The organism is Streptomyces antibioticus (assembly GCF_002019855.1).
Classification (GTDB): domain Bacteria; phylum Actinomycetota; class Actinomycetes; order Streptomycetales; family Streptomycetaceae; genus Streptomyces; species Streptomyces antibioticus_B.
Genome location: NZ_CM007717.1, coordinates 6,490,645 through 6,512,904, shown reverse-complemented (window position 1 = coordinate 6,512,904; position 22,260 = coordinate 6,490,645). Strand labels below are relative to the sequence as shown.

The following is a 22,260-nucleotide window of genomic DNA, read 5'->3' as shown; positions in this document are numbered from 1 at the left end:
GACGTTCCTGCCAGGGGTCAGCCGCGGCCGGCGGCCTTCTGGCTCTTGCGGGAGACCGAGTCGATCACGACCGCGCCGAGCAGAACACCACCGGTGATCATGTACTGGATCGAGGTGTTCATGTTCAGCAGGTCGAGGCCGGTCTGGATCGACTGGATGACCAGCATGCCCAGGAGGGCCGACCAGACGGTGCCGCGGCCGCCGAAGAGGCTGGTGCCGCCGATGACGGCCGCCGCGATGGCGAGCATCAGCACGTTGCCGCCACCGGCGCTGAGCGTGGCGCTCGCGGTCTGGCCGGCGAAGAACATACCGCCGATCGCCGCGAAGCCGCCGGAGATGGCGAACACGGTGATGCGGATCAGCGGCACGTTGATACCGGCGCGGCGCGCGGCCTCGATGCCGCCGCCGACCGCGAAGACCTTACGGCCGTAGGTGGTGCGGCGGAGCACGAAGTCCACGATCACCAGGGCCGCGAGGAAGATCACCAGGGCGTTGGAGACGCCGGAGGCGTTGTTCAGCACCGCGGCGGCGACGAAGGAGGCGACGGCGAGGGCGCCGACGCGCAGCAGGATCTCGCTGGTCGGGCGGAACGGCACCCCGGCGATCCGGCGGCGGCGCTGCTCACCGAAGTTGCCGATGAGGGTCAGCACGACACCGAGGCCGGCCAGCAGGTAGGCGCCGATGATCGCCTGGTCCATGAAGAAGCTGTTCTGGCCGAGCAGGTGGATCGGGCCCGTCTCGGACGGGATGTTGATCGTGCCGCTGGAGCCGAGCAGCCACAGCATCAGACCGTTCCAGCCGAGGAAGCCGGCCAGGGTGACGACGAACGCCGGTACGCCGATCTTGGCGAAGAACCAGCCCTGCATCGCGCCGATGGCGATACCGGTGACGACCGCGAGGACCAGGGCCAGCCAGGGGTTCATCCCGTTGTTCACCGCGAACACGGCGAACAGGGTCGAGGACAGACCGCTGACGGATCCGACCGACAGGTCGATCTCGCCGAGCAGTAGCACGAACACCAGGCCGATGGCGAGCATGCCGGTGGCCGAGAGGTAGTAGCTGATGTTCGAGAGGTTGTCGGCGCTCAGGAAGCGGTCGTTCTGGAGCTGGAAGATCGTCCAGATGACGATCAGGCCGACGACCACCGGGAGCGAGCCCAGCTCGCCGCCCTTGACCTTGCGCTTGAACTCGGTGACGTAGCCCCGCAGGCCCTCTTCACGGACCAGCAGACGCGGGTCGACGACGGCGACCGGGGCGGCCGTGGGGTCGTCCGCGGGGGCGACGGTCTCCTGGCCCTCGACGACGCCCTCGGCCTTGGCGACCTTCTCGGGCTCGGGGTTGCCGCTCTTCACGGTCTTCGACGTGTCGCTCACTGTGCCGCCTCCGCGGTGCGCCGCCCCGCACGACGGGTCACGGCGTTGTCCGTGGCTCCGGTGATGGCGGCGATGATCTCTTCGTGGCTGGTGTCCTTCACCGGGAAGGAGCCGTTGTTCTTGCCCAGGCGCAGGACGGCGACGGTGTCCGCGACCGCCTTGACGTCGGCCATGTTGTGGCTGATGAGGATGACGCCGAGGTTGCGCTCGCGAAGCCGCTCGACCAGGTCGAGGACCTGCGCGGTCTGCTCCACGCCGAGGGCCGCGGTGGGCTCGTCGAGGATGACGACCTTCGGGTCGCCGATGAGGGCGCGGGCGATGGCGACGACCTGGCGCTGACCGCCCGAGAGGCTGGCGATCGGGATGCGCACGCTCGGGATGCGGATCGAGAGCGTGGAGAGCAGCTCGCGGGCGTTCTTCTCCATCGTCACCTCGTCGATGACGCCGCGGTGCAGCAGCTCACGACCGAGGTAGAGGTTGCCGACCACGTCGAGGTTGTCGCAGAGCGCGAGGTCCTGGTAGACGGTGGCGACGCCGAGTCCCTGGGCGTCGTGCGGCTTGGTGATGCTGACCGGCTTGCCCTCCCACTCGATGACTCCCTCATCGATGGGGTGGACGCCGGCGATCGTCTTGACCAGAGTGGACTTACCTGCGCCGTTGTCGCCCACCAGGGCGACCACTTCTCCGGCGTGGACCTCCAGCTCGACGTCGGTGAGTGCCTGCACTGCACCGAATCGCTTGGAGACTCCGCGCAACGCCAGCACGGGCGTAGCGGACACGTGAACCATCTCCTTCGCCGCCTGACCGGCGGGGATGCCGCGCTTGGGGTGGGGCGCGGAGGGACGTGCGGGACCGGGCGGGAGCGCCTCGGTGCCGTACGAGGTTTACAAGATGAACATGCGCGAATCCGTGGCACTTGGCAACGGCTCCGTCCGACGCCCGCCCCGGCAGCGGGGTGTGAAGGTGGGGCAGGCGTCGGCGGGGTCTCGCGGGACCGCGCGGTGCGGTCGGGGCCCGGACCCCTCAGCGGGATCCGGGCCGCGGTGCGCGCTGTGGCGCGTTCCGCTTACTGCAGGCCGGCGGCCTTGCACGCGGCGGCGTACTCCGCGGTGCAGATCTCGGCGACCGTGTACAGCTTGTCCTTGATGACCGTGTCGTTGATGTTGGCCTTGGTGACCGACACCGGGGTCAGGAGCTGCGCCGGGACCTTGTCGCCGGAGCCGCTGGTCACCTCGCTCGTGGCCAGGGACTTGATGTCCTTGCCCTCGAGCAGGTTGACCGCGAGCTGGGCGGCGGCGTCGGCCTGCGGCTTGAACGCCTTGTAGACGGTGGAGGACTGGGTGCCGGCGACGATCCGCTGGATACCGGCGAGCTCGGCGTCCTGGCCGGTCAGCGGGATGCCGCTGATCTTCGCGCCCTTGAGGGTGTTGGCGATGCCACCGGCCATGCCGTCGTTGGCCGAGTAGACGCCGGCGATGTTCTTCGCGCCGAGCTGGGTGATGGCCGCGGACATCTTCTGCGCGGCGACCGTGTCCTTCCACAGGCCGGACTGCTCGTAGGCGATGTCGACCTTGCCGTCGAGCGCCTTGTGGGCACCCGCCTTGAACTGGCCGGCGTTCGGGTCGGCGTCGTCACCGTTGATCATGACGACCTTGGCCTTCGGGGTCGCCTTGTCGCCGAGGGAGGCGAGCAGGGCCTCGCCCTGGAGCTGGCCGACCTTGACGTTGTCGAAGGAGACGTAGGCCGAGACCGGGCCCTGGGCGAGACGGTCGTACGCGATGACCTTGACGCCCTTGTCCACCGCGGACTGGATGGAGGACTTGATGGCGGCCGAGTCCTGCGCGGAGACCACGATGACCTTGACGCCCTTGGTCACCATGCTGCTCATCTGCTGCGCCTGCTTGGCCGGGTCGGCCGCGGCGTTGGCGTACTGCACGTCACAGTCGTCGCAGAGTTCCTTGACCTTGGCCTCGAAGAACGGCCGGTCGAACTTCTCGTAGCGCGTGGTGACGCTGTCGGGGAGCAGAAGGCCGATGGACTTGTTGTCCGAGCCGCTGCTGCCGGAGTCGTTGTCGTCGTCGCCGGCCTTGCCGCACGCGGCAATCGAGAGCGCCATGGACACGGCGGTGGCGCCGATCACGACTCTACGCATCGTAGCGTTCATTGGGGTGTGCCTCCCTGACAGGGCCGCAACGCTGCGGCCGAGGTGGCTCGAAGTCAACTCGGCCGCAAGTTCGACGTCAAGAAGTAAATACTTAACGAGATGGCAACGGCGTCATGCGTTCTCTAAGTGAAGGCAGGTGTCGCGGTGGACAGGGAGCCGTCCAAAAGGGTCGAATCACCCATCTCGCTGAGTGCGAGAGCGAGTGCTCCGAGCACCTCCGCACGACCCCCGAGTGCCCCTGGGAGAACGGAAAGCTGACGCGCCGCACTGGGGATCGCATAGCGGCCGACGGACTCTCTGATCGGGCCGAGCACCAGCTCACCGGCCTCGGCGAGATCGCCGCCCAGGACCACTCGGCTCGGGTTCAACAGGTTGCAGAGATTGGCGACTCCACTGCCGATGTGACGGCCGACGTCGGCGATCACCCGACGGCAGCCCGGATCTCCGTCCCGGGCCAGCCGCACGACGCCTTCCATCGTCAGATCCGTGCCGTGACTGGACTGGAGGAGCGGCAGCACATAGCGCGCGGCCGCGAAGGTCTCCAGGCAGCCCCGGTTTCCGCAGCGGCAGACGGGGCCGGATTCATCGAGTGTAATATGCCCGATTTCTCCCGCAGTGCCGCCAGGCCCGCGATAGATCTTCCCCTCGATCACCAGACCGGCCCCCACACCGCTCGCGACCTTGATGTAAGCAAGATCACGTACGCCCCGGCCACTGCCCCAGACCATCTCGCCCAGGGCGCCCAGATTGGCGTCGTTGTCCACGTGCACCGGCACTCCGAGGCGCCCCCGCAGCTCCTCGGCGGGTCTGGTGCCGATCCAGCCGGGCAGGATCGCCGACGAGCCCAGCGTGCCGGACTCCAGATCGATCGGCCCCGGCACGCCGAGGCCCACCCCCGCGATCTTCGTCCGGTCCACCCCGGTGGCCTCGATCAGACGGCTGACCAGTTGTTCCGCCCGGTCGAAGCCCTGTGAGGACGAGGCGTCCACGTCCAGCGGTTCGGACTCCTCGGCGAGCACCTGATGGGCCAGATTGCCCACCGCGACCCGTAGATGGGTATGGCCGAAGTCCACCCCGATGACGATGCCGGCGTCCCCGCTCAGCGATACGCTGCGGGCCCGGCGTCCGCCGGCGGAGGTGGGCGTGACCTCGACGGTCCCGCCGTCCTTCAGCTCCCGCACGATGTTGGAGACGGTCGCCGCCGACAGACCGGTCGTCCGGGCGATCTCCGCCTGGGTGAGGGACCCCGCCAGGCGCACGGCACGTACGACCCGCTCCAGGTTGGCTCGGTGCAGCGACGACTGCGACCCCGGAGTCTCCACGACGACCTCCTGCGCGCGGGACCGCTTCGATGAGGCCCCGTCCATGTCCAACTAGTGAACTCTAAGCTGAGCTGTTCGGGTTGCCTCCCGTCAAGAGGTTGAACAGTTTCCGCACGGTCGAACACTTCTGGCACCGGTGACGCTCCGTATCGTCGCGGGGTGTGCGGGGGTGGCTGCGGGGTGTTGCGGGAAAGCCCTTCCAGGTCGTGAACGCCGGGTGCGAAACCGACTGCGGAGCGATGAAAAGCGGCGTACACGGACACCGCGTGCGGCGGAGATCCATGTACGCCGTGTGAAGGCGCGGGGTCTACTTGAGCGCGCCCGCCGTGAGTCCCTGCACCACCTGCCGCTGGAAGACGATGTACGCCCCGAGGACCGGCAGCATCGCCATCACCAGCCCCGCGAACAGGCCCGACCAGTCGCCCTTGTAGCCCTGGCTGACCGCGAGCTGGACCAGGCCCTGGGTGAGGACGCGCTTGTCGGGGTCGGTGTTCAGGACCGTCGGCAGCATGTACTGGTTCCACTGGCCCAGGAAGTTGAAGATGCCCACGCTGATCAGGCCCGGCTTGGCCATCGGCAGCATGATCTGGAAGAACGTCCGGCTGTGCGAGGCGCCGTCGACGAAGGCCGCCTCCGCCACCGAGGACGGCAGCGTGCGGAAGAACGCCGTGAGGAAGAACACCGTGAACGGCAGCGAGTACGCGATGTAGACCAGGATCAGCCCGTGCAGCGTGTTGAGCAGGCCCATGTTGTTCACCACATAGAACAGCGGGACCAGCGCCAGCATGATCGGGAAGCTCATGCCGCCCACGAACAGGTAGTAGATGAAGCGGTTGCCCGGGAAGTCGAACCGGGCCAGCACGTAGGCCGCCATCGAGCCGAGGACCAGGGTGCCGATCAGCGAGCCGCCCACCACCAGGACGGTGTTCAGGAAGTAGTCGCTCATGTTGGCCTGGGTCCAGGCCCGCGACCAGTTGCCGAAGTGCAGCCGGTCCGGCAGCGACCAGGGCGAACCGAAGATGGAGCGGTCGTCCTTGAAGGACGTCATCACCGCCCACAGCAGCGGCAGGACCACCATCACGGCCCAGAGCACCAGGACGCCGTGCGAGAAGACGTTGAGGACCCGGCCGTCGGACCCGCGCCGCGGCCGCTTGCCGCCGGCCGGCAGGTCGATCTTGGTGACGGGCAGGGACGCGGGGGGTTCGGTCGTCTTCATCAGTACTCCAGCCGCTCGCGCCGCCCCAGCCGCATCACGACGGCGGCGAAGGCCAGCGTCACGACGAGCAGCGCGACGCCGATGGTGGTGGCGTAGGCGGCCTGACCGTCCCGGAACGCCCTCTGGTACACGTACAGGACCATCACGGTGGTCGAGTAGTCGGGACCGCCCGGACCGGTCGTCATGATCTGCACGACCGCGAACGACTCGGCGCCCAGGGCCAGGATGCCCATGTAGACCCAGCCGGACTGCACGGTGTCCCAGAGCAGCGGCAGGGTGATCCGGAAGAACGTGGTGGAGCGGTTCGCGCCGTCCAGCAGCGCCGCCTCGTACAGGTCGGCCGGGATCGAGGCCATGCCCGCCGAGAACAGGACGACGAAGAAGCCGACCGTGGACCAGACGAGCACCGCCATCACGCACCACAGCGCGAGGTCCGGGTCGCCGAGCCAGAGCGGCTGGACGCCGTCGAGACCCACCCCCCGCAGGAACGAGTTGATCGCGCCGCTGTCCGGGTTGTACGCGAAGGCGAACAGCAGCGCGACGATGGCGATCGAGAGCACCTGCGGGAAGAAATACACGATCTTGTAGAAGGACGATCCCCGCACTCCGGAGACGACCGGACCGCTCTTTCTGCGCCGGCCGCCCACATTGATCATGAAGGAGAGGAACAGGGCGAACCCGATCGTCACGACCGGCACCAGGAGGGCGAACAGCAGACTGTGCTGGAGGGACTTCCAGAAAATCTGGTCGTCCAGCATCCTGCGGTAATTGTCGAGACCGACCATCTTGAATTCGGGGCTGAGTCCGGTCCAGTCCGTGAACGAGTAGTAGATGGACTGGATGAACGGCCAGACCACGAAGAGTGCGTACAGTCCCAGGGGCAAGGCCAGAAACCCCACGATGAACCGGTACTTGCCGTGTTGCATCGCCACTCCGGTGCCGTCGTGAATGCGGTCGCTGATGCGGTTACTGGTGCTTGTAGTGCTTGATCGAGCTGTCCTTGGCAGCCGCGTCGGCATAACCCTGGATCTTCTTGACGGCCTCCGCCGGAGTGAGCCGGCCGGCCATCATCTCGCCGAGCCCGCCGACGCCGATCTGCTCCTTCTGCAACTGCACGTACCAGTCCTGGAGCCGCGGGTTCACCACGTTGTCGCCGGCCTTGTCCAGCGCGGCCACACCGGACTTCAGACCCGGGGTGAGGGTGATGCCGTCGGTGCCGCCGTTGAACGCGGTGAGCGACTTGACCTTGGCGGTGAAGTTCCTCGACGACGCCTCGCTCAGCATGATGCGGAGCTGTTCCATGCCGCCGGAGGTGTTCTTCGCCTTGGCCGGGACGACGAACGGCTCGCCGCCGGAGGCCCAGATGGTGCCGAACGGCATCTTGTCGGAGGAGTCGATGCCGGTGGGCGCGGAGACCGCGAGGTCGAAGTCGGCCGGGATGACGTTCGCCGACTCGTTCTCCACCCAGGAGCCGTTGGGGAGGAACAGGGCCTTGCCCTGCGCCCAGGCGGTCTGCGACTGGATGTGGTCCAGGCCGGGGGTGCCCTTGAGGACGTAGCCCTTCTGGTACAGCTCGTAGTACGCCTCGAAACAGGTCTTGACGGCCGGGTGCTTCCAGGCGTTCGGCTCCAGGTTGTCGATGGCGTCGAGGACATCGCGCCCGCCGACCTTGCCGATCATCGGGTAGAGCGAGAAGGGGAGGTAGTACGGGTACTTGCCCGCGTACGTCCAGCCGGCGATGCCCTTCTTCTTGGCCTTGGCGCAGACCGCGAGCATCTCGTCCCAGGTCTCGGGATAGGTCGCGTCGAGCGAGTCGAGGGCCTTCTGCGAGTACCAGACGCCGTACACCGTGTAGGCGTAGTACAGGATCCACACCGGGTCGCCGTCGAACTGGCCCATCTCGACGATGCCGGGGCGCAGGGTGTCGCGGACCTTCTTGGCCGGGTCGTCGTAGGACGGGGCGTCGAGCAGCGGGGTGAGGTCGGCGAGCTGCTTCTTGCCGACCAGGACGCCCATGTCCATCTGCTCGGCACCGGAGTTGTCGATGAGGTCGGGCGGGGTGCCCTGGTTGAAGCGGGGCTGGAGCGTGGACTGGATCTTCTGGGTGGCCGCGAACTTCACCTTGGCACCGGGGAAGTTCTTCTCGTAGATCTTCACGGCGTCCTCGGCGTACTCCTTGCCGAAACCGCCGTCGAAGAGGACGAATTCCATCTGGGCGGTCTCATTGACCGCGAGCGGGTTCTTGTCCGTCTTCTTTCCCGCTTTGGCCTTGTCCTCGCTGCCGCCACCGCTGCTGGCACAGGAGGTCAGGAAACTCATCGTGGGGACGGACAACAGGCCCAGTGCGGCGGACCGCCTGATCAGATCGCGGCGGCCGACACCCGTGGAGTGATCATTCTCGGAGGTGGATCCCATGCTCAAGTCCTCGCCTTCTCCAGGACTCAGGCGGTGAACCGGATCCTCCCCGGCACCGCGGTCAGGTCAAGCAGGGTCGTGCGGATCGCGTGAATTGCCGACAGGTATAGTCCACTTCCCGCCAGCCGGGCAAGATCGAATGCAAGGTTGGTCATCGGTCTTTTCCGAGTTGAGACCTGCCGGACATATGAACCGGCCTGGTCCGGACTTATGAACCGGCTGTGCGCGGCGTGACGGAAAATTCGCGACATACCCCCCGGACGCCACCGTCAACACCCTTGACATCGCTGGCCACTTGACCCACTACTGGTCCTTGCGTCGAGTATTGACAACGTTGTCCAGACGATCGCAGGGAGGGTGCTGGCGTATGCGGCACAGAGCGCGGCACGGATGGGGTCCGGCCGTCGTCGTCACGGCTGCTTTCACCTTGGCGGTGGCCTCGCAGGGGGCCGCCGTCGCACTGCCGGGCAAACCGGCGAAGGCCGACCGGGAGTTCGCGTCCTCGTTCGAGGCGGACGAGCCGGCGCCGGACTGGCTGAACACCGTGGACACCACGGCCGGCGGCGGCAAACGCGCCTCGGGCGTCGACGGCGGCTACAGCTCCGGCATCCCGGGCAATGTCACCGATCACGTCACGGACGTGCGGGCGAGCAGCGAGAACACCGGCGGCGGGGAGGTGAAGGAGAACCTCGTCGACGGCGAACCGACCACCAAGTGGCTGACGTTCGCCACCACCGGCTGGGTGGAGTTCGACTTCGACAAACCCGTCAAGCTCGCGACCTACGCCCTCACCTCGGCCAACGACTACGCCGAACGCGACCCCAGGGACTGGACGTTGAAGGGGTCCACGGACGGCAAGGACTGGAAGACGGTCGACACCCGGGCCGGCGAGTCCTTCCCCGAACGGTTCCGGACCAAGAGCTACGACCTCGCCGAACCGGCCGAGTACCGGTACTTCCGGCTCGACGTCACGAAGAACAACGGCGCCTCGGGCATCCTCCAGCTCGCCGACGTCCAGTTCTCCACGGGCGGCGGTGACAACCCGGTCCCGCAGGACATGCTGTCGCTGGTCGACCGCGGCCCGAGCGGATCCCCGACCGCCAAGGCGGGCGCGGGCTTCACCGGAAAGAAGGCCCTGCGCTACGCGGGACGCCATACGGCGACCGGGCGGGCGTACTCGTACAACAAGGTCTTCGACGTGAACGTGGCCGTCGGCCGCGACACCCGGCTCTCCTACCGGATCTTCCCGTCGATGGCGGACGGCGACCGTGACTACGCCGCCACGAACGTCTCCGTGGACCTGGTCTTCACCGACGGCACCTCGCTCAGCGGCCTCGGCGCGAGCGACCAGCACGGGTTCGGGCTGACGCCCCGGGAGCAGGGCGCCTCGAAGGTGCTCTACGTCAACCAGTGGAACAACGTGGTCTCGCGGATCGGGTCGGTCGCGGCCGGGAAGACCGTCGACCGGATCCTGGTGGCCTACGACTCCCCCGGCGGCCCGGCGAAGTTCCGCGGCTGGCTGGACGACGTCGTGATCGACCGCGCGGCGCCCGAGAAGCCGAAGGCGCATCTGTCCGACTATGCGCTGACGACCCGCGGCACCAACTCCAGCGGCGGCTTCTCCCGCGGCAACAACTTCCCCGCGACGGCCGTGCCGCACGGCTTCAACTTCTGGACCCCGGTCACCAATGCGGCGTCCCTGAGCTGGCTCTACGACTACGCGCGCGGCAACAACGACGACAACCTGCCGACGATCCAGTCCTTCAGCGCGAGCCATGAGCCGAGCCCCTGGATGGGCGACCGGCAGACCTTCCAGGTGATGCCGTCCGCCGCGTCCGGCACCCCGGACACCGGCCGGGAGGCGCGGGAGCTGGCCTTCCGGCACGAGAACGAGACCGCGCGGCCGTACTACTACGGCGTACGGTTCGAGAACGGCCTGAAGGCCGAGATGACCCCGACCGACCACGCGGCGGCGCTGCGCTTCACCTACCCCGGCGACGACGCGAGCGTGCTGTTCGACAACGTCACGGACCAGGCGGGGCTCACGCTCGACACCGCGAACGGGATCGTCACCGGCTACTCGGACGTCAAGTCCGGGCTGTCGACGGGCGCCACCCGGCTCTTCGTGTACGGCGTGTTCGACAAGCCCGTGACGAGCGGGGCCTCCAGCGGCGTCAAGGGGCATCTGCGCTTCGACGCGGGCGCCGACCGCACGGTCACCCTGCGCCTGGCCACCTCGCTGATCAGCGTCGACCAGGCCAAGGACAATCTGCGCCAGGAGATCCCGGACGGCACGTCCTTCGACACGGTGAAGAAGCGCGCCCAGCGCGCCTGGGACCGGATCCTCGGCAAGGTCGAGGTCGAGGGCGCCACCCCGGACCAGCTCACCACCCTGTACTCCAGCCTGTACCGGCTGTACCTGTACCCCAACTCGGGCTTCGAGAAGGTCGGTTCGAAGTACCAGTACGCGTCGCCGTTCTCGCCGATGCCCAACCCGGACACCCCGACGCACACCGGCGCGAAGATCGTCGACGGCAAGGTGTACGTCAACAACGGCTTCTGGGACACCTATCGGACCACCTGGCCCGCGTACTCGTTCCTGACGCCCTCTCAGGCGGGCGAGATGGTCGACGGGTTCGTCCAGCAGTACAAGGACGGCGGCTGGACCTCGCGCTGGTCCTCCCCCGGCTACGCCGACCTGATGACCGGCACCTCCTCGGACGTGGCGTTCGCCGACGCGTACGTCAAGGGCGTCGGCTTCGACGCGAAGGCGGCGTACGACGCGGCCGTGAAGAACGCGACCGTCGTCCCGCCGTCCTCCGGCGTGGGCCGCAAGGGCATGGCCACCTCGCCGTTCCTCGGCTACACCTCCACCACCACCCACGAGGGCCTCTCCTGGGCGATGGAGGGATACGTCAACGACTACGGCATCGCGAAGATGGGCGAGGCGCTCTACAAGAAGACCGGTGACAAGCGCTACAAGGAGGAGTCGGAGTACTTCCTCAACCGCGCCCGGGACTACGTGAACCTGTTCGACTCCAAGGCGGGCTTCTTCCAGGGCCGGAACGCGCAGGGCGGCTGGCGCGTGGACTCGTCCGCGTACGACCCGCGGGTGTGGGGCCACGACTACACGGAGACCAACGGCTGGGGCTACGCCTTCACCGCCCCGCAGGACAGCCGGGGCCTGGCCAACCTGTACGGCGGTCGCGGCGGGCTCGCCGACAAGCTCGACGAGTACTTCGCCACGCCCGAGACCGCGTCCCCGGAGTTCGTCGGCTCCTACGGCGGTGTCATCCACGAGATGACCGAGGCGCGGGACGTCCGGCTCGGCATGTACGGGCACTCCAACCAGGTCGCCCACCACGTCATCTACATGTACGACGCGGCCGGGCAGCCCTGGAAGGCGCAGAAGAACGTCCGTGAGGTGCTCTCCCGCCTCTACACCGGCAGCGAGATCGGGCAGGGCTACCACGGCGACGAGGACAACGGCGAGCAGTCGGCCTGGTACCTGTTCTCGGCGCTCGGCTTCTACCCGCTGGTGATGGGCAGCGGCGAATACGCCGTCGGCTCACCGCTGTTCAAGAAGGCGACCGTCCATCTGGAGAACGGACGGGACCTGGTGGTCGAGGCGCCGAAGAACAGCGCGAAGAACGTGTACGTGCAGGGTCTGAGGGTCGACGGCCGTGCCTGGACGTCGACTTCACTGCCCCACTCGCTGCTGGCGAAGGGCGGGGTGCTGGAGTTCGACATGGGGCCGAAGCCGTCGTCGTGGGGCACCGGCAAGAACGCGGCGCCCGTGTCGATCACCCAGGACGACAAGGTGCCGGCGCCGCGGGCGGACGTGCTGAAGGGCGAGGGGGCGCTGTTCGACGACACGTCGGCGTCCTCGGCCACCGTCACGACGGTCGACCTGCCGGTCACCGGCACCACGAAGGCCGTCCAGTACACGCTGACCTCGGCCGCCGACCGCACGAAGGCACCGGCCGGCTGGACCCTCCAGGGCTCGGCGGACGGCACCACGTGGAAGACGCTGGACACCCGGTCCGGCCAGTCGTTCGCATGGGACCGGCAGACCCGGGCCTTCACGGTGGGCAAGCCGGGGGCGTACGCGAAGTACCGCCTGGTGCTAAGCGGTGAGTCGGTGCTCGCGGAGGTCGAACTGCTGGCGTGAGCGTCCGCCCCGGTGGGGCCGTGTCGTGCGTGGTGCACGGCACGGCCCCACCGGCCTGTGACGGGGTTCGCCGGTCCTCGTCGCGCTACGCGTCCTCGTCGTCCTCTTCCGGCCCGACGTCCCGGAAGACGCCGCGGAAGTCCCCGGTGCGCACCAGCTCGTCCACGACCTCCACCATCGCGTCGATTCCCGCGTCCCGGACGATCAGCCCGTCCCAGACGTAGAAGTACCGGCCGCCGAGGCATTCGCCGGAGTCGCGGCACGCGTCCATGTTCCGGTGCACGACGTCGAGGGTGTAAACGGTCCCCGACCAGCGTTCGCCGTCGTCGAAGATCACCCACATGTCGACGTCGTCGATCTCGTCGAGAGGTGTGTCCGCGTCGGGCACGAAGAGGATCTCGTACCCGTCCCGCCGGACCCGGTAGAACGGCCCGTCCCACATCCTGTGCCCCCGCTGCTGGTTCACGGCTGAGGGCCGCACCCCCGTCGGACGGGGTGCGGCCCTCGACTCGCCTGCCGTGCCGCTTGTTCGTTACTTGCGGATCAGGCTGCGCAGCACGTACTGCATGATGCCGCCGTTGCGGTAGTAGTCCGCCTCGCCGGGGGTGTCGATGCGGACGACCGCGTCGAACTCGACGCCGGTGTCGGTGGTGACCTTCACCGTGCGCGGGGTGGTGCCGTTGTTCAGCTCCTCGACGCCGGTGAAGGAGAAGGTCTCCTCGCCGGTCAGGCCGAGGGACTCGGCGGAGGCGCCCTCCGGGAACTGGAGCGGCAGGACGCCCATGCCGATGAGGTTGGAGCGGTGGATGCGCTCGTAGGACTCGGCGATGACGGCCTTGACGCCGAGCAGCGCGGTGCCCTTGGCGGCCCAGTCGCGGGACGAGCCGGAGCCGTACTCCTTACCGGCCAGGATGGCCAGCGGGACGCCCTGCTCGATGTAGTTGCGGGAGGCGTCGTAGATGAAGGAGACCGGGCCGCCGTCCTGCGTGAAGTCGCGGGTGTAGCCGCCCTCGGTGCCCGGCGCGATCTGGTTGCGCAGGCGGATGTTGGCGAACGTGCCGCGGATCATGACCTCGTGGTTGCCTCGGCGGGAGCCGTAGGAGTTGAAGTCACGACGCTCCACACCGTGCTCGGTGAGGTACTTGCCGGCCGGGGTGTCGGCCTTGATGGCACCGGCCGGGGAGATGTGGTCGGTGGTGACCGAGTCGCCCAGCTTGGCCAGCACGCGGGCGCCGGTGATGTCGGAGACCGGGGTGGTCTCCATCGTCATGCCCTCGAAGTACGGGGGCTTGCGGACGTAGGTCGACTCGGCGTCCCACTCGAAGGTGTTGCCGGTCGGGATCGGCAGGGCCTGCCACTGGGCGTCGCCCGCGAAGACGTCCTGGTAGGACTTGTTGAACATGTCCTCGCCGATGGCGTTGGCCACGACGTCGTTGACCTCGGCCTCGGAGGGCCAGATGTCGGACAGGTAGACCGGCTTGCCCTCCTGGTCCGTGCCGAGGGCGTCCCGCGTGATGTCCACCTTCATGGAGCCCGCGATGGCGTACGCGACGACCAGCGGCGGGGAGGCCAGGTAGTTCATCTTGACGTCGGGGTTGATCCGGCCCTCGAAGTTGCGGTTGCCGGAGAGGACCGAAGTCACCGCGAGGTCATGGTCGTTGACGGCCTTGGAGACCTCCTCCGGCAGCGGGCCGGAGTTGCCGATGCAGGTGGTGCAGCCGTAACCGACCAGGTTGAAGCCGACCTTGTCGAGGTACGGGGTCAGGCCCGCCTTGTCGAAGTAGTCGGTGACGACCTTGGAGCCCGGGGCGAGGGTGGTCTTGACCCACGGCTTGCGGGTCAGGCCCTTCTCCACCGCCTTCTTGGCCACCAGCGCGGCGGCGACCATGACGTACGGGTTGGAGGTGTTGGTGCAGGAGGTGATGGCCGCGACGGTGACCGCGCCGTGGTCGATCTCGTACGTCGAGCCGTCGGGGGCGGTCACGGTGACCGGGTTCGACGGGGCGCCGTTCGGGGTGACGGCCGGGGAGTCGGAGGCCGGGAAGGACTCCTTGCCCGCCTCGTCCACGTCGTCGACGTAGTTGCGGACGTCCGTCTTGAACTGCTCGGCGGCGTTCGCCAGGACGATGCGGTCCTGGGGGCGCTTCGGGCCGGCGATCGACGGGACGACGGTCGACAGGTCCAGTTCGAGCTTCTCGGAGAAGTCCGGCTCGGCCTGCGGGTCCAGCCACAGGCCCTGGGCCTTGGCGTACGCCTCGACCAGGGCGACCTGCTGGTCGCTGCGGCCGGTCAGACGCAGGTACTTCAGGGTCTCGTCGTCGATCGGGAAGATCGCGGCGGTGGAGCCGAACTCCGGCGACATGTTGCCGATGGTGGCGCGGTTGGCGAGGCTCGTGGCCGCCACACCCTCGCCGTAGAACTCGACGAACTTGCCGACGACGCCGTGCTTGCGCAGCATCTCGGTGATGGTGAGCACCAGGTCGGTGGCGGTGGTGCCGGGGGTCAGCTCACCGGTGAGCTTGAAGCCGACCACGCGCGGGATCAGCATGGAGACCGGCTGGCCGAGCATCGCGGCCTCGGCCTCGATGCCGCCGACGCCCCAGCCGAGGACGCCGAGGCCGTTGACCATGGTGGTGTGCGAGTCGGTGCCGACCAGGGTGTCGGGGTACGCCTGGCCGCCTCGGACCATGACCGTGCGCGCCAGGTGCTCGATGTTCACCTGGTGGACGATGCCGGTGCCCGGCGGGACGACCTTGAACTCGTCGAACGCGGTCTGGCCCCAGCGCAGGAACTGGTAGCGCTCCTTGTTGCGGCCGTACTCCAGCTCGACGTTCTGCGCGAAGGCGTCGTTGGTGCCGAACTTGTCGGCGATGACGGAGTGGTCGATGACCAGCTCGGCCGGGGCCAGCGGGTTGATCTTCGCCGGGTCGCCGCCCAGCTCCTTGACGGCCTCACGCATGGTCGCCAGGTCGACAACACAGGGCACGCCGGTGAAGTCCTGCATGATCACACGGGCCGGCGTGAACTGGATCTCCTGGCTGGGCTGGGCCTGCGAGTCCCAGTTGCCGAGGGCGCGGATGTGGTCGGCGGTGATGTTCGCGCCGTCCTCCGTGCGGAGCAGGTTCTCCAGCAGGACCTTGAGGCTGTAGGGGAGTCGGGCCGAGCCCTCCACCTTGTCCAGGCGGAAGATCTCGTACGACTCGTCGCCCACCGGCAGCGTGCTGCGGGCGTCGAAGCTGTTCGCCGACACGACGGTCTCCTTCATTGATGTGCGCGTACCACCGCATCCTGCCGCCACGCGGGCTTGGCCGATCCGCTAAGGTCAGGCTAAGTTAGGTAACCCTTACTGGGGTGGCGACTGCGGTGCGCCTCGGCAGATATCTCGATGTCGAGATAACTCTAGTACATGGGGGCTGGATGGTCATGCCCGGGCTCGCGAGGGGAGCCGGGTGGCGCTTCGCGCTGCGCCGGGGCGACGCCCGCCGGGCCGGCCGCAGGGGAGCGAATGCGGGGTCGGATGCGGGGTATCCGCCAGGCGACGCTGAACCAGCATTGCCGACAGAAGGAGCTTCCATGCCCCTCACGTTCCGCAAGAGCTTCCGGATCCTTCCGGGCGTGCGGTTGAACATCAACCGGCGCTCCTGGTCCATCACCACGGGCGGCGGACGGCACGGCCCGCGCCACACCCACAGCAGCACGGGACGTCGTACGACATCGATGGATTTGCCCGGACCTTTCGGGTGGCGTCGGACCCGTAACGCCAGGCGGCGTTGACGGGGCATCACCCGAATGGACCCCCCAGGAGGCGCCATCTCATATCTGAGATAGCCTCAGCCTCATGGCAGACGACTACCTCGTACGTATCGGCAAGCTCATCCGCGACGCCCGACAGCACCGCGGCTGGACACAGGCACAGCTTGCCGAGGCGCTGGGAACCAGCCAGAGCGCGGTCAACCGCATCGAGCGCGGCAACCAGAACATCAGCCTTGAGATGATCGCTCGCATCGGTGAGGCGCTCGACAGTGAGATCGTCTCTCTGGGCTATGCCGGACCGATGCATCTGCGGGTGGTGGGCGGCCGACGGCTGTCCGGCGCCATCGACGTCAAGACCAGCAAGAACGCGTGCGTGGCGCTGCTGTGCGCCTCGTTGCTCAACCGGGGGCGGACGGTCCTGCGGCGGGTCGCCCGCATCGAGGAGGTCTACCGCCTGCTCGAGGTGCTCAGCTCCATCGGCGTGCGCACCCGCTGGATCAACGACGGGGTGGACCTGGAGATCGTGCCGCCGAGCGCGCTGGACATGGACGCGATCGACGCCGAGGCCGCCGTCCGCACCCGCTCCATCATCATGTTCCTCGGTCCGCTGCTGCACCGCGTGGACGCCTTCAAGCTGCCCTACGCGGGCGGTTGCGACCTCGGCACCCGGACCATCGAACCGCACATGATCGCGCTGCGCCGGTTCGGGCTGGACATCGCGGCGACGGAGGGTCAGTACCACGCCGTCGTCGACCGCGCCGTCCGGCCGGACCGGCCCATCGTGCTGACCGAGCGCGGGGACACGGTCACCGAGAACGCGCTGCTGGCGGCCGCCCGGCACGACGGCGTGACCGTCATCCGCAACGCCTCGTCCAACTACATGGTCCAGGACCTGTGCTTCTTCCTGGAGGCGCTGGGCGTGCGGGTGGACGGCATCGGCACCACCACCCTCACGGTGCACGGTGTGCCGGACATCGATGTCGACGTCGACTACTCGCCCTCCGAGGACCCGGTCGAGGCGATGAGCCTGCTCGCCGCCGCGGTGGTGACGGAGTCGGAGCTGACGGTGCGCCGGGTGCCCATCGAGTTCCTGGAGATCGAGCTGGCGGTCCTGGAGGAGATGGGCCTCGACCACGACCGCACGCCCGAGTACGTCGCCGACAACGGCCGCACCCGGCTGGTGGACCTCACCGTCCGGCCCTCCAAGCTGGAGGCGCCGATCGACAAGATCCACCCGATGCCCTTCCCCGGCCTGAACATCGACAACGTCCCCTTCTTCGCGGCGATCGCGGCCGTCGCGTCCGGCAAGACCCTCATCCACGACTGGGTCTACGACAACCGCGCGATCTACCTCACCGACCTCAACCGCCTCGGCGGCCGCCTCCAGCTCCTCGACCCGCACCGCGTCCTGGTCGAGGGCCCCACCCGCTGGCGCGCCGCCGAGATGATGTGCCCGCCGGCCCTGCGCCCGGCGGTCGTCGTCCTGCTGGCGATGATGGCGGCGGAGGGCACGTCCGTGCTCCGCAACGTCTATGTCATCAACCGCGGTTACGAGGACCTGGCGGAGCGGCTGAACTCGATCGGGGCGCAGATCGAGATCTTCCGGGACATCTGAATCGAGTTCCGGGTCATCTGATACGCCCGAACGCCGCCGCACCCCGTCCGACCTGCTGTTCAGTGGGTCCGGGCGGGGTGCGGCGGCGTTTCAGGTGTGGGCGGCCGGAGTGTATGAGGCCCGGGTCAGGGCGCGCCCGCGCAGCGGAGGGCCGTGGCCGTGAGGTCGGTGAGCAGGGTTTCGGTGCTGGTCGCGGCAGGGGTGGCGAGGGGGTCGACGAGGACTTCGCCGATCGCGCCGGTGAGGGCGGCGGCGGTCAGTTCGGCGTTCTGGCGGGGCAGGACGCCCGCGGCCATCCCCTCGCGGACCACCTCGGCGAAGAGCGCGCGGTAGCGGCGGCGGAAGTCGAGGCGTTCCGCGCCCACGGCCGGTTCGGCGGGGGCGGCGAGCAGCGCGTAGGCCAGGCCGCGGTTCTCCAGGGCGCGGCGGGCGAACACCTCGGTGCCGCGGGCGAGGCGCTCCACGGGGTCGCCGGGGCCGCCCAGCACCTCGCCGAGCACCTCGACCTCGCGTCCGGCGGCGCGCCGGAACACCTCGACGGCGAGCGCCGCCTTGGACGGAAAGTGCTGGTAGACCGAGCCGGCCGCGATGCCCGCCGCGTCGGCGACGGCCGACACGGACGCCTGCGCCCAGCCCACGTCCGCCACGACCGCGGTCGCGCAGACGACGAGGTGTTCGCGTGCGGCTTCGAGCCGACTGATTTCGGCGGGGGTCTTGCGGTAGGCCATGAAAGAAGTGAACCATCATTCAGACTTTCCCGCCATGGCCGGTTCTCGCCGGTCGGCTCGTCAGGAGAACGTGATGCACCTCAGTGCCCTGCTGGACAGCGCGGTTCGCTCGGCCGGTGACAAGGAAGCGGTCGTGTACGGCGACCGGCGGTGGACGTACCGGGAGTTCGCCGATGCCGCCCGGCGTGCCGCGACGGTGCTGCGGGAGGCCGGGCTGCGCCCCGGCGACAGGCTCGCGGTGATGACGTACAACACCCCCGCGTTCCTGTTCGCGGCGTTCGGCGCCTGGTACGCGGGGGCCACGCTGGTGCCGGTGAACCACAAGCTCCGGACGCCCGAGGTGGAGCGTCAACTGCGGCACTGCGGCGCCCGATTGGGGATCGTGGACGCGGAGATCGGCGAGCGCGCGACCTCGGCCGCGGTGGACGTGCCGTGGCTGGTCAGCCACCCCGACGCCGACGCCGGCAGCCGCCCCGCGGACTCCTTCGAGTCCCGGGTGGCGCGCGCCGAGCCGTGGAACGGCCGGGAATCCCGCCCGGACGACGACATCGCCCAGGTGCTCTACACCTCGGGCACCTCGGGGAACCCCAAGGGCTGTGTGCACACGCACCGGTCCATCGCCCTGACGGCCACGTACACGGCGGCCACCGTCCCCCTCCACCGCGACGAACGCTTCCTCGTCTGCATGCCGATCTGGCACGCGTCGCCGCTCAACAACTGGACGATGGGGACCCTGCTGCTCGGGGCGACGGTCGTGCTCCAGCGCGAGTACGAGCCGCGCGGCATGCTGGAGACGATCCAGCGCGAGCGGATCACCGCGATGTTCGGCGCCCCGATCGCGCTCATCGCCCCGGTGCAGAGCGTCCCCGACTTCGCCGACTTCGACCTCACGTCCGTCCGCGCCTGGATCTACGGCGCCGGGCCCCTGGACGCGGACACGGCCCGCCGGCTGATGAAGGCATACGGCTCGGACGACTTCCACCAGGTGTACGGGATGAGCGAGACGGGTCCTGTGGGGGCCTCGCTCTCGCCAGCCGAGCAGGTGACGAAGGCCGGGGCGATCGGGCGCGGCGGCATGCCCGGCGTGGACCTGCGGGTGGTGCGGTCGGACGGCACGGACGCCGGGGCCGGGGAGACCGGCGAGATCTGGCTGCGCTCGGACACCCGTATGGTCGGCTACCTCGACGACGAGGCGGCCACCGCCGAGGTGTTCGTGGGCGACTGGTACCGCAGCGGCGACCTGGGCCGGGTCGACGAGGACGGGTTCGTGACCATCGTGGACCGGATGAAGGACGTCATCATCACCGGCGGCGAGAACATCGCCTCGCAGGAGGTGGAGGGCGCGCTGCGCGGCCACCCGGACGTCCTGGACGTCGCCGTGGTGGGCCGCCCGCATCCGCAGTGGGGTGAGACCGTCGTGGCCGTCGTGGTCCCGCGCGACGGTACGGAGCCCGGCCTGCCGGGGATCCGTGAGTGGCTGGAGTCGCGGATCGCCCGGTACAAGATCCCGCGCGAGCTGGTGCTGCGCCGGGAGCTGCCCCGCACCCCCTCGGGCAAGATCACCAAGCATGTGCTGCGCGACGAACTGGCGCGGGAGGCCGCCCCGGTGGGCGGCTGAGCAGGTCTGCCGTACGGCACCGGCCGGGGCCCGCATAGGGTCGGTGGCATGGCCGACGATCAGGGACACAGCACACGGAGGGCGCCGGGGCGCCCGCGTCAGGCGCACGTCACCCGCGCCGTCCTCGACGCGGTCGTCGACCTGGTGGCCGAGAGCGGCATGGGCGCCCTGACCATGGACGCCGTGGCGGCCCGCGCCGGGGTGAGCAAACCCGCCATGTACCGGCGCTGGCCGACCAAGCAGGATCTCGTCATCGCCGCCGCGGAGTCCCGGATCGGCCCGCTGACCGTGCCGGACATGGGTGATTTCCGGGCCGAGCTGCGGGCCGTGCTGACGGCGCGCATGGAGGCGTACCGGCAGCCCGGCGTGGGCCGGCTGCTGGCCGGGGTGATCGGCGCCGCAGCCGAGGCCGGGGCGGAGCCGGGCGCCTACCGCGACTACACGTCCCGCGTGATGAGCGAGACGCGTCATCTGCTGGAGCGCGGGGTGGCGCGCGGGGACGTCCGGCCGGACGTCGACATCGCCGACGCCGCGACGCTGGTGGCGGCGTCGCTGGTCTTCCGCATGGTGGGCGAGCAGCGGATGCCGGACGAGACGCTCGTCGAGTCGATGGTGGAGCTGATCGGCCGGGCGGTCGGCGTCCGGCCGTAGCCGCGGGCTCAGCCCGGCCGTAGCCCCGGCCTCAGCCCAACCGGAACAGCGGCCTCAGCCCGACCGGAACAGCGGGCTCAGCCCGAGCGGAGCGCACGCAGGCCCATTGCCTCGTGCGCCCCTTCGGCCTGCCCGGAAGCGGGTGCCTCCCCCGCCGAACACGCTCACGGAACGCGCACCGAAACAACTCGTCCGGCCCCCTTGCCCCGCCACGGATCAATATCGATACTGCCGGTTACGTAATCCCATCCGCTGTCGGGAGGTACCCCATGCAGGCCGTCGCCTCGACCCCTGTGGCCAATCCCAAGCCCGTCCTCGACAAGCCCCTCATGCACTACGGCAGCCGTGTCCTGGAGCGACTGGCGCCCGGCGCCGAGCAGTTCGCCTACCGGCTGCTGGAGATCGGTCCGCTCACCCCGCACTTCGGTGCCGTGGTCGGCGGCGTCGACCTGACCGCGCCGATCACCGGCGAACTCGCCGCCGAGCTGCGCCAGGCGCTGCTCGAATGGAAGGTGATCTTCTTCCGCGGGCAGCGCGGCTTCACCTCCGCGCACCAGCTCGCCCTGTCCGGCGTCTGGGGCCCGCCCGAGGCGAACCCGTTCTTCGCGCGCACCGGGACCCCGGGCGTCTCCCGGCTCGCCAAGGACGCCAAGGCCGCGGGCAACAAGAACATCTGGCACAGCGACCACTCGTTCATGGCCAACCCGTCGCTCGGCGCCGTCCTGCGCGCGGTGGAGGTGCCCGACGCGGGCGGCGACACGATGTGGGCGGACATGGCCGCCGCCTACGACAACCTGCCCGCGGACCTGAAGGAGCGCATCGAGGGTCTGACCGCCGTCCACGACTGGGAGGCGAGCTGGGGCGCCCTGATGAACGACGAGCAGAAGGCCGCGTTCCGTGAGACCTGGCCGCAGGTCGAACACCCCGTCGTGGTCCGGCACCCGCGCAGCGGCCGCAGGACCCTGTACGTGAACGAGCCGTTCACCCGCCGTATCAAGGGCCTGTCCGACGCGGAGAACCGCGAGCTGCTCGACATCCTGGTCCTCCAGGCACGGATCCCCGAGTTCCAGGTCCGCTTCCACTGGGAGCCCGACTCCGTCGCCGTCTGGGACAACATCGCCACCCAGCACTACGCGGTCAACGACTACTTCCCCCGGCGCAGGGTGATGGAGCGCATCGCCATCGCCGGTGTCCCGCTCTCCTGAACGGCTCTCCCCCTCTTCCCCAGGAGCAC

Annotated in this window: 17 protein-coding genes; 6 read left to right on the top strand and 11 right to left on the bottom strand. The window is 68.9% G+C overall.

Going from position 1 to position 22,260, the window contains the following annotated elements; all coding sequences use genetic code 11:
* Nucleotides 1–17 precede the first annotated feature (17 nt).
* From AFM16_RS29535 to AFM16_RS40245, 8 genes are all read right to left on the bottom strand, one after another.
* Nucleotides 18–1,373 (bottom strand): sugar ABC transporter permease, encoded by a 1,356-nt coding sequence (locus AFM16_RS29535; RefSeq protein ID WP_030789731.1) that lies wholly within the window; start codon nucleotides 1,371–1,373, stop codon nucleotides 18–20.
* Nucleotides 1,370–2,161, bottom strand: coding sequence for an ATP-binding cassette domain-containing protein (locus AFM16_RS29530; protein ID WP_030789732.1), 792 nt, complete (start codon nucleotides 2,159–2,161; stop codon nucleotides 1,370–1,372). The genes AFM16_RS29535 and AFM16_RS29530 overlap by 4 nt, the downstream gene beginning before the upstream one ends.
* 278 nt (nucleotides 2,162–2,439) lie before the next feature.
* Complete coding sequence (locus tag AFM16_RS29525; protein WP_037875699.1) at nucleotides 2,440–3,525, bottom strand: sugar ABC transporter substrate-binding protein; 1,086 nt, start codon at nucleotides 3,523–3,525, stop codon at nucleotides 2,440–2,442.
* A 134-nt stretch (nucleotides 3,526–3,659) separates the two neighbouring features.
* A complete protein-coding gene (locus tag AFM16_RS29520) occupies nucleotides 3,660–4,859 on the bottom strand; it encodes an ROK family transcriptional regulator (RefSeq protein WP_030789734.1) in 1,200 nt (399 codons plus the stop codon).
* A 307-nt stretch (nucleotides 4,860–5,166) separates the two neighbouring features.
* Nucleotides 5,167–6,075 carry a carbohydrate ABC transporter permease gene (locus AFM16_RS29515; RefSeq protein WP_030789735.1) on the bottom strand — a complete coding sequence of 303 codons (909 nt, stop codon included), beginning with the start codon at nucleotides 6,073–6,075 and terminating at the stop codon, nucleotides 5,167–5,169.
* On the bottom strand, nucleotides 6,075–7,001 hold the full coding sequence (locus AFM16_RS29510; RefSeq protein WP_030789736.1) for a carbohydrate ABC transporter permease: 927 nt from the start codon (nucleotides 6,999–7,001) through the stop codon (nucleotides 6,075–6,077). The genes AFM16_RS29515 and AFM16_RS29510 overlap by 1 nt, the downstream gene beginning before the upstream one ends.
* A gap of 40 nt (nucleotides 7,002–7,041) precedes the next feature.
* Nucleotides 7,042–8,490, bottom strand: coding sequence for an N-acetylglucosamine/diacetylchitobiose ABC transporter substrate-binding protein (ngcE, locus tag AFM16_RS29505; protein ID WP_030789737.1), 1,449 nt, complete (start codon nucleotides 8,488–8,490; stop codon nucleotides 7,042–7,044).
* 26 nt (nucleotides 8,491–8,516) lie between these two features.
* Nucleotides 8,517–8,645: a hypothetical protein gene (locus AFM16_RS40245; protein ID WP_256861367.1), complete on the bottom strand. Its 129-nt coding sequence runs from the start codon at nucleotides 8,643–8,645 to the stop codon at nucleotides 8,517–8,519.
* Between the two features lie 212 nt (nucleotides 8,646–8,857).
* Here AFM16_RS40245 and AFM16_RS29500 point away from each other — a divergent pair, with 212 nt between their 5' ends.
* Nucleotides 8,858–12,661 (top strand): GH92 family glycosyl hydrolase, encoded by a 3,804-nt coding sequence (locus tag AFM16_RS29500; RefSeq protein ID WP_179123321.1) that lies wholly within the window; start codon nucleotides 8,858–8,860, stop codon nucleotides 12,659–12,661.
* Between the two features lie 85 nt (nucleotides 12,662–12,746).
* Here the strand turns inward: AFM16_RS29500 and AFM16_RS29495 are convergent, their stop codons facing one another.
* Entirely contained in the window at nucleotides 12,747–13,127 is a 381-nt protein-coding gene (locus tag AFM16_RS29495; RefSeq protein WP_245177830.1) for a hypothetical protein, read from the bottom strand.
* Between the two features lie 66 nt (nucleotides 13,128–13,193).
* Complete coding sequence (gene acnA / locus AFM16_RS29490) at nucleotides 13,194–15,911, bottom strand: aconitate hydratase AcnA (protein WP_030789744.1); 2,718 nt, start codon at nucleotides 15,909–15,911, stop codon at nucleotides 13,194–13,196.
* A gap of 323 nt (nucleotides 15,912–16,234) precedes the next feature.
* On the opposite strand from acnA, the gene AFM16_RS29485 reads away from it, so the two are divergent.
* Nucleotides 16,235–16,435 (top strand): DUF4236 domain-containing protein, encoded by a 201-nt coding sequence (locus AFM16_RS29485; protein WP_078635306.1) that lies wholly within the window; start codon nucleotides 16,235–16,237, stop codon nucleotides 16,433–16,435.
* 64 nt (nucleotides 16,436–16,499) lie between these two features.
* Entirely contained in the window at nucleotides 16,500–18,029 is a 1,530-nt protein-coding gene (locus AFM16_RS29480; RefSeq protein ID WP_030789747.1) for a helix-turn-helix domain-containing protein, read from the top strand.
* 125 nt (nucleotides 18,030–18,154) lie between these two features.
* Here the strand turns inward: AFM16_RS29480 and AFM16_RS29475 are convergent, their stop codons facing one another.
* Nucleotides 18,155–18,757: a TetR/AcrR family transcriptional regulator gene (locus AFM16_RS29475; protein ID WP_078635304.1), complete on the bottom strand. Its 603-nt coding sequence runs from the start codon at nucleotides 18,755–18,757 to the stop codon at nucleotides 18,155–18,157.
* A gap of 73 nt (nucleotides 18,758–18,830) precedes the next feature.
* On the opposite strand from AFM16_RS29475, the gene AFM16_RS29470 reads away from it, so the two are divergent.
* The 3 genes from AFM16_RS29470 (at nucleotide 18,831) to AFM16_RS29460 (ending at nucleotide 22,231) form a co-directional block, all read left to right on the top strand.
* Nucleotides 18,831–20,375 carry a class I adenylate-forming enzyme family protein gene (locus tag AFM16_RS29470; RefSeq protein WP_078635301.1) on the top strand — a complete coding sequence of 515 codons (1,545 nt, stop codon included), beginning with the start codon at nucleotides 18,831–18,833 and terminating at the stop codon, nucleotides 20,373–20,375.
* A 48-nt stretch (nucleotides 20,376–20,423) separates the two neighbouring features.
* Nucleotides 20,424–21,026 (top strand): TetR/AcrR family transcriptional regulator, encoded by a 603-nt coding sequence (locus AFM16_RS29465; protein ID WP_078635299.1) that lies wholly within the window; start codon nucleotides 20,424–20,426, stop codon nucleotides 21,024–21,026.
* A gap of 269 nt (nucleotides 21,027–21,295) precedes the next feature.
* Nucleotides 21,296–22,231 (top strand): TauD/TfdA dioxygenase family protein, encoded by a 936-nt coding sequence (locus tag AFM16_RS29460; RefSeq protein ID WP_078635296.1) that lies wholly within the window; start codon nucleotides 21,296–21,298, stop codon nucleotides 22,229–22,231.
* Nucleotides 22,232–22,260: the final 29 nt, after the last annotated feature.